Below are 16546 nucleotides of genomic sequence, written 5' to 3' on the forward strand. Positions count from 1 at the left end.
AAATGTATCATACAACAAAAGACAATGTCAATGTCATGACTCGCACTCTCTTTACAAAAAGAAAACAGGTGAATTAATTTACACCTGCGGTACTTTCTATGAATTTAAATTTGTACTCTCTCTCATTTCCATATATCGTTCCAACTTCCTTTTCACACGCTGCAATGCATTATCAATGGATTTCACATGCCTGTTTAACTGTTCTGAAATTTCTTGATAGGAACGGCCATCTAAGTATAAAGAGAGTACTTTTCTTTCTAAATCGCTTAATAATTCAGATATTTTTGATTCTATGTCGCTATATTCTTCCTGACTTATAATCATTTCTTCAGGATCAGTTACTTTCGCTTCCGAAATAACATCTAACAGTGTTCGATCAGATTCCTCATCGTAAATTGGCTTATCTAAAGACACATACGAATTTAATGGAATATGTTTTTGCCTTGTTGCTGTTTTAATAGCGGTAATAATTTGTCGAGTGATACACAGTTCAGCAAATGCTTTGAATGAAGACAGCTTGTCCTCTTTATAATCACGAATAGCTTTAAACAATCCAATCATACCTTCTTGAACAATATCTTCTCGATCGGCACCCACTAAGAAATAAGATCTTGATTTCGCGCGAACAAAGTTCTTATATTTGTGAATTAAATATTCTAGAGCGTCAGTATTACCTTTTCGAACTAACTCAACGATTGCCTCATCCTCTAAATCACGAAATGTAACGTCGCCTACACTTACGAAGCCTGCTTCCACCTTGATCCCTCCGACCGCTATTGATTTAGCAATATTATACAGTAAAAAGATAAAGAGCGTCAATGCTTCAACGCTCTCCTCTTCTTAATTTTTCTAACTTTTCTGTAACATCTTTACTAAATATCTTTCGCATGGCTGGTTGCTTTTCTTTCGTGTCTTTCGTACGTCTTCTTACTTGTTGCTCCATCGCTTGTACTTCTAACTCTAATTCACGCGCAGATTTCCGAAGGGCACCTTGCGCAAATATAACCCATTGTTCCGTATAATCAGAAGTCGCAACATATATTTGTGTATTAATATTTCTAAGCTCGATTGCAAGTTTCTCTATCTTTTCGTCCGCAGTTTGATTCTTACGCGTGAATATTACTTCCACCCGCGATTGTTTCATCTTTTTTTCAATACCATGCACTGTATAAGCATCAAAAACTATCATTACTTTCGTTCCTGTATAACCTTGATAATCCGCCATCTTATCAATAAGTGCGTCTCTTGATGATTGCAAATCTACATCCCGTAGTTCCTTCAAGTCTCCCCAAGCCCCGATAATGTTGTAACCGTCAACGATTAAAATATCGTTCATTTTTTATTTACCAATTTCGTGACGTTTACGATATACCTCATACATTAACAAACTTGCGGCTACTGAAGCATTTAAGGATGTAACTTTACCAACCATTGGTAAAGTAATTAGGAAATCACATTTTTCACCAATAATACGACTCATACCTTTTCCTTCACTACCGATTACTAATCCGATTGGCATTTTACCATCTAAATTGCGGTAATCTGTTTTCCCTTTGGCATCTGTACCAGCAATCCAAAGTCCACGCTCTTTTAATTCATCAATTGTACGAGATAGATTTGTTACACGCGCAACAGGAATATATTCAATTGCCCCAGTCGACGCTTTCGCAACTGACGCTGTAAGTCCTACTGCTCTTCTTTTCGGAATAATAATTCCATGAGCTCCCGTCGCATCAGCTGTACGCATAATAGAACCTAGATTATGTGGATCTTCAATTTCATCTAAAATTAAGAAGAACGGATCTTCATTACGTTTTTCTGCTACTTTAAATAAATCTTCTAGCTCGGCATATTGATATGCAGCTACTTGAGCAATTACACCTTGATGATTTCCCTCAACTAATTGATCTAATTTCTTCTTTGGTGCGTGTTGCAAAATAACCTTATTTTCCTTCGCTAATGCCAGTACAATCTGTACTTGCCCTTTGGCAGCACCTTCTGCGATCCAAATTTTATTAATATCTCTCCCTGATCGTAACGCTTCAATTACAGGGTTACGTCCGATAATATATTCACTACTCATGATGATGTGCTCCCTTCATTTTCTTCTAAAACAGCAATTGCCTTATATACAATTTCGTCTAATCTTTCACGATTATTTAATAAGTGATGATAACCGATTAAAGCTTCCAAAGCTGTACTATATCGGTATGTTTGTACATCCGTATTTTTCGGAACAGTACCCGAATTCGCATTTCGCCCTCTTCTCAGTACTGCCTCTTCTTCCTCTGTCAAAAATGCCGTCTCTAATAAATGATAAACAACTTTCGCCTGTGCTTTTGCCGAAACAAAGCTCGTCCCTAAGCGATGTAATTGATTAGGGCGAACTGTTCCTTTTTGAAGGAGGTGATAACGGATATATTGTTCATATACCGCATCACCCATATATGCTAACGCTAAGCTGTTCAATTGCTTTGCATCAATCATTTTTATCCTCTTTTCCATCTTGTACCTTGAGCGGTATCTTCTAAAATAATATTACGTTCTTTTAAATCATCGCGAATTTGATCGGATAATGCGAAATCACGATTTTTACGAGCTTCAATACGCTTTTGGATAAGCGCCTCAATTTCTTCATCAAGTAATTCTTCTTGCGCTATTTCTAATCCTAAAATATCAAATAATGTTTCAAGTTGTTTCACGTATGCTCCAATTACAACTTTAGAAGTATGTTCTTCTAATAAATATTGATTTGCATGATTTGCTACATTATATAATTCAGTAATCGCATTAGCCGTATTGAAATCATCATCCATTGCCTCTTCAAATGCAGCCTGGAATTTTTCCATTTCAGCTAACCATTTCTCATTATGATCTGTTAAATCTGTACTACTTTCCATACGATGTTTTAAATTACCGTAAGCTGTTTTAATTCTTTCTAGCCCATTATTCGTACTTTGTAATAACTCTTCACTAAAGTTAATTGGATGACGGTAATGCACTGATAACATAAAGAATCTAATTAACTGTGGATCATATTGCTTAATGATATCGTGAACTAAAATGAAGTTCCCAAGTGACTTAGACATTTTCTCATTATCAATATTAATATATCCATTATGCATCCAGTAACGTGCAAATGTTTTTCCAGTCAACGCCTCGGACTGTGCGATTTCATTTTCATGATGAGGAAACGACAGGTCTTGACCACCAGCATGAATATCAATTGTATCCCCCAAATATTTACGTGCCATCGCTGAGCATTCAATATGCCATCCTGGGCGTCCTTTCCCCCATGGGCTTTCCCAGAAGATTTCTCCTTCTTTCGCAGCTTTCCATAAAGCAAAGTCAAGAGGGTCTTGTTTCTTTTCTCCTACTTCAATACGTGCACCGTGACGTAAGTCTGCGATTGGTTGATGCGATAATTTACCGTAACCCTCGAATTCTTTCGTTCTAAAGTACACATCACCTTCTGATTCATATGCATACCCTTTATTCACAAGTTCGTGAATAAATTCAATAATGATATCCATATTTTCCGTTACACGCGGATGAACCGTCGCATGTTTGCAACCCAGTGCCGTTACATCTTCAAAGTAAGCTTCAACAAAACGATCCGCAATTGTTGGCACATCTTCGCCCAATTCATTTGCAGCCTTAATTAATTTATCATCCACGTCAGTAAAGTTAGATACATACTGCACATCATATCCTTTATATTCTAAGTAACGGCGTACCGTATCAAATACCATAGGTGGTCTTGCATTCCCAATGTGAATGTAGTTATAAACTGTAGGTCCGCACACATACATCTTTACCTTATTTTCTTCTAGTGGAATAAACTCTTCCTTTTGACGCGTTAACGTATTATAAATGTGAATAGTCATTTTTATCCTTCCTTTCTACCTTTACTTCGAGTTGCTTTCTCAATTTATCAAGTTCTGCTTCCATAACCTTTAATTTGTCAAAAATTGGGTCCGGAAGATCAGAATGATTTAATTCTTGACCAATCTTTACTCCATTTTGAATAACGACTCGACCAGGTATGCCTACAACTGTAGAATGCGCAGGGACTTCTTTTAATACGACAGATCCTGCTCCAATTTTAGAATTCTCTCCAACCGTAATCGATCCTAGTACTTTAGCACCTGTTGCAATTAATACATTATCCTGAATTGTAGGATGCCTCTTTCCTTTTTCTTTACCGGTACCACCTAATGTAACACCCTGATAAATTGTTACATTATCACCAATTTCACACGTTTCTCCAATCACAACTCCCATTCCATGATCAATGAAAAAACGACGACCAATAGTTGCTCCTGGATGAATCTCAATGCCAGTAAAAAAACGACTTACTTGTGAAATCCAGCGTGCAATAAAGAAAAAATTCCTTTTATAAAAAGCATGTGCAATTCGATGGGACCAAACTGCATGTAATCCAGAGTAAGTTAAAATGACTTCGAAATAACTTCGTGCCGCTGGATCCTGTTCAAAAACGACTCCAATATCTTCCCGAAGCCTCTTAAACATCGATGTTCCCTCCCCTTTATGGGCTGCTTTTTTCGAATGAACTAACTCCCTTAACTCCCCACTTCCCCCTAAATCTTTATACAAGGAGATAAAACTTATACTCATATCCTATTTTGGTATAAAAAAAAGACGCCTCTGTCATATCGACAGAGACGCCTTATAAGCGCGGTTCCACTCTGTTTAGGCTAAAGAAAGCCTCAAACTCATCCATGATAACGGTGTACACCGCTTCTGTTTACTTTCCGCCCTAAGACGTTCTACGAAATAATTCGCTGTTCAACAGAAGACTCGAAGGGGCATTTCAAAAATCCGCTTATAAACCACTTCCAGCCTAAAGGTGGTTCTCTCTGTAAAAAGCCTGATTTTCTACTTCTCCTTCTCGTCGCTTTTCCTTATTAGGTTTTAAGTATACTTATTATATTTCTAAATCTAGAAAATGTTAACCAATTACTTTTTGAATACGATTTAAAACTTTTTCTTTTCCAAGAAGAGCAATCGCATTAGGAAGTTCTGGGCCATGCGTTTGTCCAGTAGTAGCAACACGGATTGGCATAAATAAGTTTTTACCTTTATGTCCTGTTTCCTTTTGAACTGCTTTAATAGAAGCTTTAACTGCTGCTGGCTCCAGCGCTTCTAGAGCTTCTAATTGACTAGCAAATGCACGAAGCACTTCAGGTACTTGTTCACCTTTCAATACTTCTTGTCCTTCTTCTTCATGATCAACATGATCTTTAAAGAACATTTCAGAAAGCTCTACAATTTCAGCTCCAAAGCTCATTTGGTCATGATATAAAGCAATTACATCACGAACCCAAGCTTGTTCTTGTTCGCTTAAGTTTTCACCTACACGACCAGCCTTCACTAAATGCGGTAAGCTTAGTTCAACAACCGTATCTAATTCTTGCTTTTTCATATATTGGTTGTTCATCCATTTTAGTTTTTGAGAATCAAACAATGCAGGTGATTTCGATAAACGAGCTGCATCAAACATTTTGATAAACTCATCTTGAGAGAAGATTTCATCTTCTCCTACCGGCGACCAACCTAGTAGTGCAATAAAGTTAAAGATTGCTTCTGGAAGATATCCAAGCTCTTTATATTGCTCAATAAATTGAATAATAGATTCATCACGCTTACTTAATTTTTTACGGCTTTCATTTACAATTAAAGTCATATGACCGAACCTCGGGATATCCCAACCGAAAGCTTCGTAAATCATCATTTGTTTTGGCGTGTTTGAAATATGATCATCACCACGAAGTACGTGTGTAATTTCCATTAAGTGATCATCTACTGCTACCGCAAAGTTATAAGTTGGAATACCATCTTTTTTCACGATAACGAAATCACCAAAATCATTTGAATGGAATGCCACTTCGTCTTTTACGATATCTTTAAACGTGTAGTCGCGATCAGCAGGTACACGGAAACGAATACTTGGAATGCGGCCTTCAGCCTCAAACCCTTTCATTTGTTCCTCAGTTAAATCACGGTGATTTCCAGCATAACGCGGTGTTTCACCACGAGCGATTTGACCTTCACGCTCTGCTTCTAGCTCTTCTTCTGTCATATAACATTTGTAAGCTAAACCACGCTCTAATAAATCTACATATAATTTTTTATAAATATCTAAACGCTCTGTTTGACGATATGGTCCAAATTCACCACCAACATCAACACCTTCATCCCAATCCATACCGAGCCATTTCAAGTATTTTAATTGGCTTTCTTCTCCACCAGCAACATTACGTTTTACATCAGTATCTTCAATACGAATAATAAACTTACCATCTTGATGACGAGCAAATAAATAATTAAATAATGCCGTACGCGCATTTCCGATATGTAAGTGTCCTGTTGGACTTGGCGCATAGCGCACTCTCACTTGCTTTTCCATAATTGGTACACCTTCCATTCTTAATGTCTACACATTCTATAATTGTACAACAAAAAAATGTGATTATCCATCTTACGAATTAAAAACCATTATTTTTTCTGCAATAATACGACTGCTTGAGAAGCAATCCCTTCTTCTCTACCTGTAAATCCTAATTTTTCTGTTGTTGTTGCCTTTACATTAATATTATCAACAGATGTTTCTAATAGTTCACTAATACGTTTGCGCATGCTTTCAATATGCGGTGCCATTTTTGGCTTTTGGGCAATAATTGTACAATCTAGATTCCCTAGCTCGTAACCTTGTTCACGCACAAATTCCCAAACTTTCTGTAACAATATAGCTGAATCTGCATCTTTAAAGGCAGGATCTGTATCAGGAAAATGCTTTCCAATATCTCCTGCTGCAATTGCTCCTAAACACGCGTCAGCAATCGTATGTAACAATACATCCGCATCCGAGTGACCGATTAATCCTTTCTCATGAGGAATTGTAATTCCGCCGATAATTAATGGTCTACCTTCCGCAAATTCATGTACATCAAAACCTTGTCCAATTCGAAACATTCTTTGCATCCTCCTCAAGCTAAACTACTGAGCTTTATGATTCTATATTATATTGCTATCCCTATAAAGAAAAGCCCGGCCGTTGCCGAGCTTTTCTTTACTATAATGCCATCACTACTATTTCTTCTGAACATGAAGGAAACTTTCAGCAATTAACAAATCCTCCGGAGTCGTCACCTTAATATTATAGTAACTCCCCTCCACTACACCTACTTGCTTCCCGATACGTTCTACGAGACTTGCATCATCTGTACCAAGGAAACAACTCTGCTTTGCACTTCTATGAGCTTCTAATAACAGAGGAACAGAGAACCCTTGCGGTGTTTGAACTGCTTTAAGCTGAGAACGTTCTACCGTTTCAACAACAACACTCTGTTCTACTTTCTTAACTGTATCCTTCACTGGCACTGCACAAATGGAAGCACCATATTTTTCTGCTGCAGTTAATACATCCTGAATCATTTTATTCGTTACGAACGGGCGCGCACCATCGTGTACGAGAACATACTCGACTCCGCTCACATGCTGAAGTGCATTATATACGCTATCTTGCCTTTCAGCCCCGCCTTGAATAAATTGCACCTGTTTTTCAACTGGGTACTTCTGCATTAACTCCTCAAAATACGGGCGTTCTTCTTCGTTAATTGCCATAATAATACTTTTGCATGCTCTATCTTTTTCAAAAGCACGTAATGTATGCACAATAATCGGCACTTCATTTATAAGTAAGAACAGCTTATTTTTGCCAGCACCCATCCGTTTTCCTTGACCCGCTGCTGGAATAATTAATGTATACATATTAAAAATCCTCTACTTATAATGCTTTTTCTAATAATTTACGTTTCGCGAATATCATACGACCAGCCGATGTTTGCAATACACTTGTAACAAGTACATTGAGTTGTGAACCGACATATTCTCTACCGTCTTCTACTACAATCATCGTGCCATCATCTAAATATGCAACACCTTGATTTTGTTCTTTACCATCTTTCACAACATAAACACTTAGTTCTTCGCCAGGGAGTACAACTGGTTTAATTGCATTTGCTAAATCGTTAATGTTTAACACTGTTACCCCTTGTAATTCAGAAACTTTATTTAAGTTGAAATCATTTGTTACAACAGTTCCACCGGTGATTTTCGCTAACTTTACAAGCTTGCTATCCACCTCTTGGATATCCTCGAAATCGCCTTCATAAATTTCTACCGGAATTGGCATCTCTTTTTGAATACGATTTAAAATGTCTAACCCTCTGCGACCACGATTACGCTTTAACGCATCGGAAGAATCGGCAATATGCTGAAGCTCTTCTAATACGAATTGTGGAATCACAATTGTTCCTTCTAAAAACTTTGTTTGGCAAATATCAGCAATACGTCCATCAATAATTACACTCGTATCGAGAATCTTCCAGTGAGCTGTAGACTTCTCTACTTCTCCCTCGGCCTCTTCAGTCTCACTATTGTTCTTTTTCTTACCACCACGTTGCGGTAATGTAAATAATCCTAGCAATTCATTTCTCTTTTTAAACCCTACTTGGAACCCTAAATATCCAAGCAAAAGGGTAAAGAACACTTGCAATACTGTACTAATGACTGGGATTGTAAATTCACGAATTGGTATTAAAATTAAATATGCAACAATAAGACCAGAGATCAACCCTAATGTACCAAATAAAACATCTGCTACAGGCGCCTTTACAAGGGCCTCTTCGATATGCTTAATAAGTTGAACAATATAATCTACAAGCCAAAATGTTGTTAAAAATAAAATAATTGCACCAATAACCGCCCGAACATACGATCCTTCAAGCCATGGAACAGCACCTATGTCCAATACATTAATAACTTTTGGGATCAAGAAAATCCCTAACGCTCCCCCGATCACTAAAAAGAAGAGCTGTACGATCCGTTTTAACATCCAACCACCTCCTACTCATTATTAACCATTGTTTTGCTAATCAAAACGCCGAATGCAAAAGCGGACGTGTTTTTTTGTAAATAGTTTTATTTACCAATATACCATATCATATACCAAAAATGTTCTAGTGTCGTTATATTATGGAATCAATGTAATATTCTTAATTGTGTCTACTCATATAGAGATGCTCTTGAATTCTTTTTAGGCCTTCTCGTATTTTCTTCGCTCTAACTTCTCCAATTCCTTCCACATCATCCAATTCATTAATAGTTGCGCGACAAACACCTTGCAACGTTTTAAAGCGATTAATTAAATTTTCAATGATAAGTGGTGGAACGCGAGAAATTTTGCTTGCGATTCGGTATCCTCTCGGTGTCACACTTTCCTCTAAGCTCATTTGTCCTGGATAACCAAGCAACTTAACTAAATCGCTATCCTCTAGAAGTTGTGTATTTGCAAGATCTTGTAACTTCTTCAAAATTTGATGGTGATCTTGCGTTTTCTCTTGATAGTAATCCTTAATCAATAGCGCTGCCTCTGCTTCTAAATCAGCTAGTAATTCTGTGAGTTGTAAACGAATTAATCTTCCTTCTGTTCCTAACTCATGAATATAGCTCAATATTTCATTTTTAATACGCAGTACCATTTCAACACTATGTAAAACATGAACTACCTCGGACATTGTAACGACCTCTTCAAATTCTAGAATGCCCAAATTCGTAATCCCATCATTCCATACAGCTTTATATTTTTCTAACGTTTGAATAGCTTGATTTGCCTTTGTTAAAATTACACCTATATCTTTTAGTGTATAACGTAAGTTCCCTTGATATAGTGTAATTACGTTACGTCTTTGTGAAATAGCCACAACAAGGCTAGCCGTCTGCTTTGCTACACGCTCTGCCGTTCGATGACGCATACCTGTTTCAATAGAATCAATGGATGGATCTGGAACTAATTGTGCATTTGCAATTAAAATTTTGCTCCCAGTTTCATTTAAAATAAGTGCCCCATCCATTTTTGCTAATTCATATAAACTAGCCGGTGAGAATGCACAATTAATGTGAAATCCTCCATCAACAATACTTTTAATCTGCTCATTATACCCAAGAACAATTAGCCCTCCAGTTTGCGCACGAAGTACGTTATCTATCCCTTCGCGTAGTGGTGTTCCTGGGGCAACGAGCTGTAGAATGTTAATCATACTTTTGACACGTTGCTTGTTTTCCTCCATAGCCTAGCCTCCTAATGTCAAACGAAGCGCTTCTCCTAAATTAGAAACACCCACTACCTCAATTCCATCTGGAATTGTCCATCCTCCCAAATTTTTTCTAGGAATAATAGCACGTTGAAATCCTAATTTCGCTGCTTCTTGTACACGTTGTTCAATTCTTGATACTCTTCTTATTTCTCCAGTTAGGCCTACTTCTCCTATTACCGCATCGGTTGGTGCAGTAGGTTTATCTCTGAAACTTGAAGCAATACTTAATGCAACGGCTAAATCGATTGCTGGTTCATCTAATTTCAAACCACCCGCGACTTTTAAATACGCGTCTTGATTTTGCAACAATAAACCGGTTCTTTTTTCTAACACTGCCATAATAAGTGAAACGCGGTTATGATCAATTCCCGTCGCCATTCTTCGAGGATTTCCAAAACTAGTAGGAGAGATTAATGCTTGTATTTCTACTAAAACCGGTCTTGTTCCTTCCATTGAAGCAACCACTGTGGATCCTGCAACTCCAACTGGACGTTCTTCAAGGAAAATTTCAGAAGGGTTTAATACTTCTGCAAGACCTAGCTCCTTCATTTCAAAGATACCCATTTCATTTGTGGAACCAAAACGGTTTTTCACAGCTCGCAAAATACGATATGTATGGTGACGATCTCCTTCAAAGTAAAGAACTGCATCAACCATATGTTCTAGCATACGTGGTCCTGCAATTGCCCCTTCTTTTGTCACATGTCCGACTATAAAAATAGGAATCCCTTTCGTCTTTGCAAGTTTCATTAATTCCGCTGTACATTCACGTACTTGCGCGACACTTCCTGGTGCTGACGTCACTTCAGGTAAATGTATCGTTTGAATGGAGTCAATAACAACAAAAGCTGGATTCATCTCTTCAATGTGCGATGCAATTCGCTGTAAATCAGTCTCTGCTACAACAAATAGATTACTACCCTTTACATGCAAACGATCTGCACGAAGTTTAATCTGCTTTGCCGACTCCTCACCCGATATATATAGTACATCATATGAAGAATCTGCTAATTGCGATGAAATCTGTAATAGCAATGTTGATTTTCCAATCCCAGGGTCTCCACCAATAAGTACTAAGGACCCATCTACAATCCCACCACCAAGTACACGGTTAAACTCTTGGAATTTCGTTTCAATACGCGCCTCTGACTTTGTTTCTACTTCTGTTAGGCGTCTTGGTTTTGTTACTTCTGATTGGATTGCATTGGCATAATTAAGGCGTCTTGATGATACAACCGGTTCCATCTCTTCAACAAGCGTATTCCATTGACCACATCCAGGACATTTCCCCATATATTTTGGTGACTGATAACCACATTCTTGACATGTAAACTTTGTTTTCTTTTTAGCCATATCTTTTTATATTTCACTTCACTTTCATCTATAAACGTTTATCCTTCTCGTACAAGAAAGAGGGCTATCGCGTAGCCCTCTTTGTTTGTCTATACTTATTTTACCTTTTCCGCACTATGAATGACAAATGATTCTCCTTCTACATCAAAGATAACTTTTTGTCCTTTCTCAATAGCGCCTTTTAACAGTTCTTCTGACAGTCTATCTTCCACGTGCTTCTGAATTGCCCTACGAAGTGGACGAGCACCGTATTCACGATCAAACCCTTTATCAGCAATCGCTGCAATCGCTCCTTCTGTTAGGTGTAATTCAATCTCTTGTTCTTTTAAGCGTTTCACTAACTGATTAACCATAAGTGTTACAATCTCTTGAATATGTTTTTTCTCAAGCATATGGAATACGATAATTTCATCAATACGGTTTAAGAATTCTGGACGGAATGCCTTTTTCAGTTCATCCATTACTTTACCTTTCATATCTGAATAATCGCGGCTCTCATCTTGTACGTTAAAGCCAAGATGTTTATTACGTTTTAACGCATCTGCACCGACGTTAGACGTCATAATAACAATTGTATTACGGAAATCAACTGTACGCCCTTTAGAATCCGTTAAACGACCATCTTCTAATACTTGTAGTAAAATATTAAACACATCAGGATGAGCTTTCTCTACCTCATCTAATAGGACAACCGAATATGGCTTACGACGAACTTTCTCTGTTAATTGTCCACCTTCTTCATATCCAACATATCCTGGAGGAGATCCAACTAAACGAGAAGTAGAATGCTTCTCCATGTACTCAGACATATCGATACGAATCATCGCATCCTCATCACCGAACATAGATTCTGCTAACGCTCTTGCAAGTTCCGTTTTACCTACACCTGTTGGTCCTAAGAAAATAAATGAACCAATCGGGCGCTTCGGATCTTTTAATCCTGCTCTTGCACGACGAACAGCTTTTGCCACAGCTACGACTGCTTCATCTTGACCAATTAAACGATCATGTAAAATTGATTCTAAGTTTAATAATTTATCTGTCTCTGTTTGTGCAAGTTTAGAAACTGGGATACGTGTCCATGTGGAAACGACGTTTGCAATGTCTTCTACTGTTACTTCTGAATTTTCTTTTCCTTGTTGCTCTTTCCACTGGCGTTTTGTATCTTCTAACTTTTCACGTAAACGTTGTTCCATATCACGTAAGGAAGCAGCTTTTTCAAATTCTTGACTTTGTACCGCTGCATCTTTTTCTTTTCTAATTTCCTCAAGTTTCACTTCGAGCTCTTTTAAGTTCGGTGGTGTTGTGTAAGAACGTAAACGTACTTTTGATGCAGCCTCATCAATTAAATCAATTGCTTTATCAGGTAAGAAACGATCTGTAATATAACGATCTGAAAGTTTTACAGCCGCATCAATTGCATCATCTGTAATAGATACACGGTGATGCGCCTCGTAACGATCACGTAAACCTTTCAAAATTTGAATTGATTCCTCTAAACTCGGCTCATCAACATGGATTGGCTGGAAACGTCTCTCTAAAGCTGCGTCTTTTTCAATATATTTACGATATTCATCTAAAGTTGTCGCCCCAATACATTGTAATTCACCACGAGCTAAAGATGGTTTTAAAATATTTGACGCATCAATTGCACCTTCTGCTCCACCTGCACCAATTAATGTATGAAGCTCATCAATAAATAGAATAATATTGCCCGCTTGACGAATTTCATCCATCACTTTCTTTAAACGGTCTTCAAATTCACCACGATATTTCGTTCCAGCTACAACTGTTCCCATATCTAATGTCATAACACGCTTATCTCTTAAAGTTTCAGGAACTTCATTATTTACAATTTGCTGTGCTAATCCTTCTGCAATTGCTGTCTTACCTACACCAGGTTCTCCAATTAATACTGGATTGTTTTTTGTTCTACGGCTTAACACTTCAATTACGCGTTGAATTTCTTTACTACGTCCAATAACAGGATCTAAACGATTTTCACGTGCCACAACTGTTAAATCACGTGCTAAACTGTCAAGCGTCGGTGTATTTGCATTTGTTGATGAACCACCTTGGTGACCTGAACTAGCTTCGTTACTTCCAAGAAGTTGCAGTACTTGTTGTCTTGCCTTGTTTAGACTTACACCTAAATTATTTAAAACACGTGCCGCCACCCCTTCACCTTCACGGATTAAACCAAGTAAAACATGTTCTGTTCCCACGTAGGAATGGCCCAGCTTACGCGCTTCATCCATAGACAACTCAATAACCTTTTTAGCACGAGGTGTGTAATGTACTGTTTGTGAAGCTTCTGTTCCACGCCCAATTAATGCTTCTACCTCTTTTTGAACTTTCTCTGGACTTAATCCAAGAGCAATTAACGCTTTTGCTGCAATCCCTTCGCCTTCGCGTACAAGCCCAAGTAAAATATGTTCTGTACCAATATTATTATGCCCAATGCGAATTGCTTCCTCTTGAGATAAAGCTAATACTTTCTGTGCTCGTTCTGTAAATCTTCCAAACATCATAGAAATCGCCTCCTACTTGCGCTTAGTTTTGTTCAATACGTAATCGCTCACGGATTAAGGTTGCTCTTCGATAATCTCTTTCTTCTGGCCCTAAAGGTCCTCCTGCATATTGCTGCAAAATGCCTGGCTGAGTAAGGACCATTAACTCAGTCAAAATATTTCTTGATATCCCTTTTATATATCCTAGGTCAATACCAAGTCGTACATCGGATAAACAAGTAGCCGCTTCCGCAGATTGGATTAAACGACTATTAGAGAGTATACCGTAAGAACGATATACTTTATCTTCAAGCTCAACACTCGAATTTTGTACGATTAATTCTCTAGCTATTTTTTCTTGTTGTATAATTTGTTGAATGACACTCTTTAAATCTGCAATAATATCTTCTTCTGCTTTACCTAGTGTCATTTGATTGGACACTTGAAATATATTACCTAACGCTTCGCTACCTTCACCGTATATTCCTCTTACTACTAACCCTAATTTTTGAATTACTTGTATAATACGGTTAATCCTTTTCGTTAAAACGAGTCCCGGTAAATGAATCATTACAGAGGCCCTTAATCCTGTACCAACGTTAGTAGGACAACTCGTAATATATCCAAGTGATTCATCAAAAGCGTATTCAACTTCTTCCTCGATCCAATTATCTATTTGATTGGCACTCTGAAGCGCCTTTGATAACTGTAACCCTGAAAATAAACACTGAATCCTAACGTGATCCTCTTCATTAAGCATGATACTAATATGTTCACTTTCTGATAGTAAACATGCTCCGTATTCTGTTCCTGCAAGATTTGGACTAATTAAATGTTTCTCAACTAAAACCCTCCTTTGAAGAGGATTTAATTCATCCATTTTTAATAGTTCAAACTTCCCAAAAGGTTCTACCGGTTTATTTACAAACTTCTTCTTAAATAATTCGTGAATCTGTTTAGCTTCTTTCTCGTTTTGCATAGTAGAGAATTGATATTTTTTTAAATTACGAGCCAAACGAATTCGACTACTTAAAACAATATCAGAATCAGGGCCATCTCCCTTCATCCACGGACTAATTGCTTCGTTCATAATTCTGTCCAGTGACATAGAACTATTCCCCCTCTCTATGCTCACTAAGCCGATTTTCAAGACCTCGAATTTCATCTCGTATTTCAGCTGCTTTCTCAAACTCTTCTTTTTGCACAGATTGCTTCAGAGTGAGTTTTAGTTCATCTAATTCTTTCTTTAAGTGGATATTTCCTTCTATACGCTCTGGAATTTTTCCACAATGATCTGTATGTCCACCGTGTAGACGTTTTAATAATGGTTTTAAATGCTCTTTAAATGTATCGTAACAAGAAGCACAACCAAAGCGTCCCACTTTTGTAAATTGTTCATATGTCATCTTACAATCTGGACATCTTAGTATATTTATATTCGAAAATGTATTTTGTCCTTCTTCAAACATTGCTGATTCACCATGTAATAATCCAGCTAATAGTTCATGGAATGAAAAATTAGAGTGCTGTGATTGAAAGAAAGACGTATAGCCACTTTGTTCTGCACACTGCTCACAAAGATGAACTTCCGCCTTTTTCTCGTTGATTACTTTTGTATAATGTAAAGTTGCTGTTCTTATATTACAATTTTGACAAGTCATCGCTATCCCCACCTTTACAACAGGAACGATCTATCTCATGATACTTTTCATACATTACTAGATTGTTCTCTTGCCTTAATCCATTTAATAAAAGCACATGTTACCCTTCAAAATCCCTACAATATTAAACTGCATTATCTTAGTTATCATTTTTTACAAAAGTTATATTTATTTATATTTCAGTGTTCTTAACATTGCGCATAATATTCGAGCCCTAAGTTCATCTCGAGAAGGAACATCCATTAATAATACAGAACGATCTAGTACACTTAACATAAGTTTAGCTTCACGATTTGTTATGATGCCCTCTTCTATTAAACGTATAACCATACTTTCTGCATTTCCTTGTGCAACGCTATGATCAATCATATGAAGCATTTGATCAATAATGTCTATATCGTCATGCAGTTTGACTTTTATAATGCGAATGTAACCTCCTCCACCTCGTTTACTTTCTACTACGAATCCTCTTTCTAACGTAAAACGGGTATTGATTACATAGTTGATTTGAGACGGAACACAATCGAATCGATCCGCGATCTCATTCCTCTTGATTTCAATCACATTATTATTACTTAAGTCAATAACTTGCTTTAGATATTTCTCAATGATATCAGATATATTTCTCATTTATCCGCCACCTTTATTGACTTTGACTATCTTTGACTTTAATTATATACGTATTAAAAAAATTTGCAACTCTTTTGCTTATTCACTATCCTAGCCACATTTCACAGTCTTTAATCAAAAGGACGATTCTTTAAGTAAAGATTTTTTAAATTACTATGAATTATAAAAGAAAACACGAAAAAACACGAGTCAAATGACTCGTGTCTTAGTT

16 protein-coding genes and 1 other annotated feature are annotated in these 16546 nt (G+C 37.2%); all 16 genes read right to left on the minus strand.

The annotated features are described in order from the left end of the window. Positions 1–96: 96 nt before the first annotated feature. The 16 genes from CDB3_RS01635 to ctsR all read right to left on the minus strand — a co-directional run bounded on the left by CDB3_RS01635 (position 97) and on the right by ctsR (position 16335). Complete coding sequence (locus tag CDB3_RS01635; protein WP_097833012.1) at positions 97–756, minus strand: RNA polymerase factor sigma-70; 660 nt, start codon at positions 754–756, stop codon at positions 97–99. A gap of 67 nt (positions 757–823) precedes the next feature. Further along, on the minus strand, positions 824–1336 hold the full coding sequence (locus CDB3_RS01640; protein ID WP_097833013.1) for an NYN domain-containing protein: 513 nt from the start codon (positions 1334–1336) through the stop codon (positions 824–826). A gap of 3 nt (positions 1337–1339) precedes the next feature. Further along, on the minus strand, positions 1340–2083 hold the full coding sequence (gene rlmB, locus CDB3_RS01645; protein ID WP_000093762.1) for a 23S rRNA (guanosine(2251)-2'-O)-methyltransferase RlmB: 744 nt from the start codon (positions 2081–2083) through the stop codon (positions 1340–1342). Next, complete coding sequence (locus tag CDB3_RS01650) at positions 2080–2487, minus strand: Mini-ribonuclease 3 (RefSeq protein ID WP_128853294.1); 408 nt, start codon at positions 2485–2487, stop codon at positions 2080–2082. Before CDB3_RS01650 ends, rlmB begins: the two co-directional genes overlap by 4 nt. 2 nt (positions 2488–2489) lie before the next feature. Then, positions 2490–3887 carry a cysteine--tRNA ligase gene (cysS, locus tag CDB3_RS01655; protein ID WP_128853295.1) on the minus strand — a complete coding sequence of 466 codons (1398 nt, stop codon included), beginning with the start codon at positions 3885–3887 and terminating at the stop codon, positions 2490–2492. Then, complete coding sequence (cysE, locus tag CDB3_RS01660) at positions 3868–4533, minus strand: serine O-acetyltransferase (protein ID WP_000476504.1); 666 nt, start codon at positions 4531–4533, stop codon at positions 3868–3870. The genes cysS and cysE overlap by 20 nt, the downstream gene beginning before the upstream one ends. 145 nt (positions 4534–4678) lie before the next feature. Beyond that, positions 4679–4925 (minus strand) — a binding site (T-box leader). 47 nt (positions 4926–4972) lie between these two features. Then, entirely contained in the window at positions 4973–6430 is a 1458-nt protein-coding gene (gene gltX, locus CDB3_RS01665) for a glutamate--tRNA ligase (protein WP_128853296.1), read from the minus strand. An 89-nt stretch (positions 6431–6519) separates the two neighbouring features. Further along, entirely contained in the window at positions 6520–6996 is a 477-nt protein-coding gene (gene ispF, locus CDB3_RS01670) for a 2-C-methyl-D-erythritol 2,4-cyclodiphosphate synthase (RefSeq protein WP_000488381.1), read from the minus strand. 117 nt (positions 6997–7113) lie between these two features. Next, the gene (gene ispD / locus CDB3_RS01675) at positions 7114–7794 is read right to left on the minus strand and encodes a 2-C-methyl-D-erythritol 4-phosphate cytidylyltransferase (protein WP_128853297.1); all 681 of its coding nucleotides are present in this window, start codon (positions 7792–7794) and stop codon (positions 7114–7116) included. Between the two features lie 16 nt (positions 7795–7810). Then, positions 7811–8920, minus strand: coding sequence for a PIN/TRAM domain-containing protein (locus tag CDB3_RS01680; protein WP_000919675.1), 1110 nt, complete (start codon positions 8918–8920; stop codon positions 7811–7813). A 160-nt stretch (positions 8921–9080) separates the two neighbouring features. After that, the gene (gene disA / locus CDB3_RS01685) at positions 9081–10154 is read right to left on the minus strand and encodes a DNA integrity scanning diadenylate cyclase DisA (RefSeq protein ID WP_000392161.1); all 1074 of its coding nucleotides are present in this window, start codon (positions 10152–10154) and stop codon (positions 9081–9083) included. Between the two features lie 3 nt (positions 10155–10157). Then, a complete protein-coding gene (gene radA, locus CDB3_RS01690) occupies positions 10158–11534 on the minus strand; it encodes a DNA repair protein RadA (RefSeq protein ID WP_001085206.1) in 1377 nt (458 codons plus the stop codon). A 95-nt stretch (positions 11535–11629) separates the two neighbouring features. After that, positions 11630–14065, minus strand: a complete 2436-nt coding sequence (clpC, locus tag CDB3_RS01695) for an ATP-dependent protease ATP-binding subunit ClpC (RefSeq protein WP_000971190.1) — start codon at positions 14063–14065, stop codon at positions 11630–11632. 22 nt (positions 14066–14087) lie between these two features. Beyond that, positions 14088–15152, minus strand: a complete 1065-nt coding sequence (mcsB, locus tag CDB3_RS01700) for a protein-arginine kinase McsB (RefSeq protein ID WP_128853298.1) — start codon at positions 15150–15152, stop codon at positions 14088–14090. Positions 15153–15156: 4 nt separating this feature from the next. Continuing rightward, positions 15157–15705: a protein-arginine kinase activator protein McsA gene (gene mcsA, locus CDB3_RS01705; RefSeq protein WP_097833019.1), complete on the minus strand. Its 549-nt coding sequence runs from the start codon at positions 15703–15705 to the stop codon at positions 15157–15159. A gap of 168 nt (positions 15706–15873) precedes the next feature. Beyond that, positions 15874–16335: a transcriptional regulator CtsR gene (gene ctsR, locus CDB3_RS01710; RefSeq protein ID WP_001244553.1), complete on the minus strand. Its 462-nt coding sequence runs from the start codon at positions 16333–16335 to the stop codon at positions 15874–15876. Positions 16336–16546: the final 211 nt, after the last annotated feature.

The organism is Bacillus sp. CDB3, assembly GCF_002081505.1.
Lineage (GTDB): Bacteria > Bacillota > Bacilli > Bacillales > Bacillaceae_G > Bacillus_A > Bacillus_A cereus_AT.

Excerpts from the sequence above, each read along its gene's own strand:
- cysS (WP_128853295.1), bottom strand. The coding sequence starts at position 3,887 with ATGACTATTCACATTTATAATACGTTAACGCGTCAAAAGGAAGAGTTT.
- ispF (WP_000488381.1), bottom strand. The coding sequence starts at position 6,996 with ATGTTTCGAATTGGACAAGGTTTTGATGTACATGAATTTGCGGAAGGT.
- ispD (WP_128853297.1), bottom strand. The coding sequence starts at position 7,794 with ATGTATACATTAATTATTCCAGCAGCGGGTCAAGGAAAACGGATGGGT.
- CDB3_RS01680 (WP_000919675.1), bottom strand. The coding sequence starts at position 8,920 with ATGTTAAAACGGATCGTACAGCTCTTCTTTTTAGTGATCGGGGGAGCG.
- CDB3_RS01640 (WP_097833013.1), bottom strand. The coding sequence starts at position 1,336 with ATGAACGATATTTTAATCGTTGACGGTTACAACATTATCGGGGCTTGG.
- cysE (WP_000476504.1), bottom strand. The coding sequence starts at position 4,533 with ATGTTTAAGAGGCTTCGGGAAGATATTGGAGTCGTTTTTGAACAGGAT.
- mcsB (WP_128853298.1), bottom strand. The coding sequence starts at position 15,152 with ATGTCACTGGACAGAATTATGAACGAAGCAATTAGTCCGTGGATGAAG.
- gltX (WP_128853296.1), bottom strand. The coding sequence starts at position 6,430 with ATGGAAAAGCAAGTGAGAGTGCGCTATGCGCCAAGTCCAACAGGACAC.
- radA (WP_001085206.1), bottom strand. The coding sequence starts at position 11,534 with ATGGCTAAAAAGAAAACAAAGTTTACATGTCAAGAATGTGGTTATCAG.
- clpC (WP_000971190.1), bottom strand. The coding sequence starts at position 14,065 with ATGATGTTTGGAAGATTTACAGAACGAGCACAGAAAGTATTAGCTTTA.
- CDB3_RS01650 (WP_128853294.1), bottom strand. The coding sequence starts at position 2,487 with ATGATTGATGCAAAGCAATTGAACAGCTTAGCGTTAGCATATATGGGT.
- disA (WP_000392161.1), bottom strand. The coding sequence starts at position 10,154 with ATGGAGGAAAACAAGCAACGTGTCAAAAGTATGATTAACATTCTACAG.
- rlmB (WP_000093762.1), bottom strand. The coding sequence starts at position 2,083 with ATGAGTAGTGAATATATTATCGGACGTAACCCTGTAATTGAAGCGTTA.
- mcsA (WP_097833019.1), bottom strand. The coding sequence starts at position 15,705 with ATGACTTGTCAAAATTGTAATATAAGAACAGCAACTTTACATTATACA.
- ctsR (WP_001244553.1), bottom strand. The coding sequence starts at position 16,335 with ATGAGAAATATATCTGATATCATTGAGAAATATCTAAAGCAAGTTATT.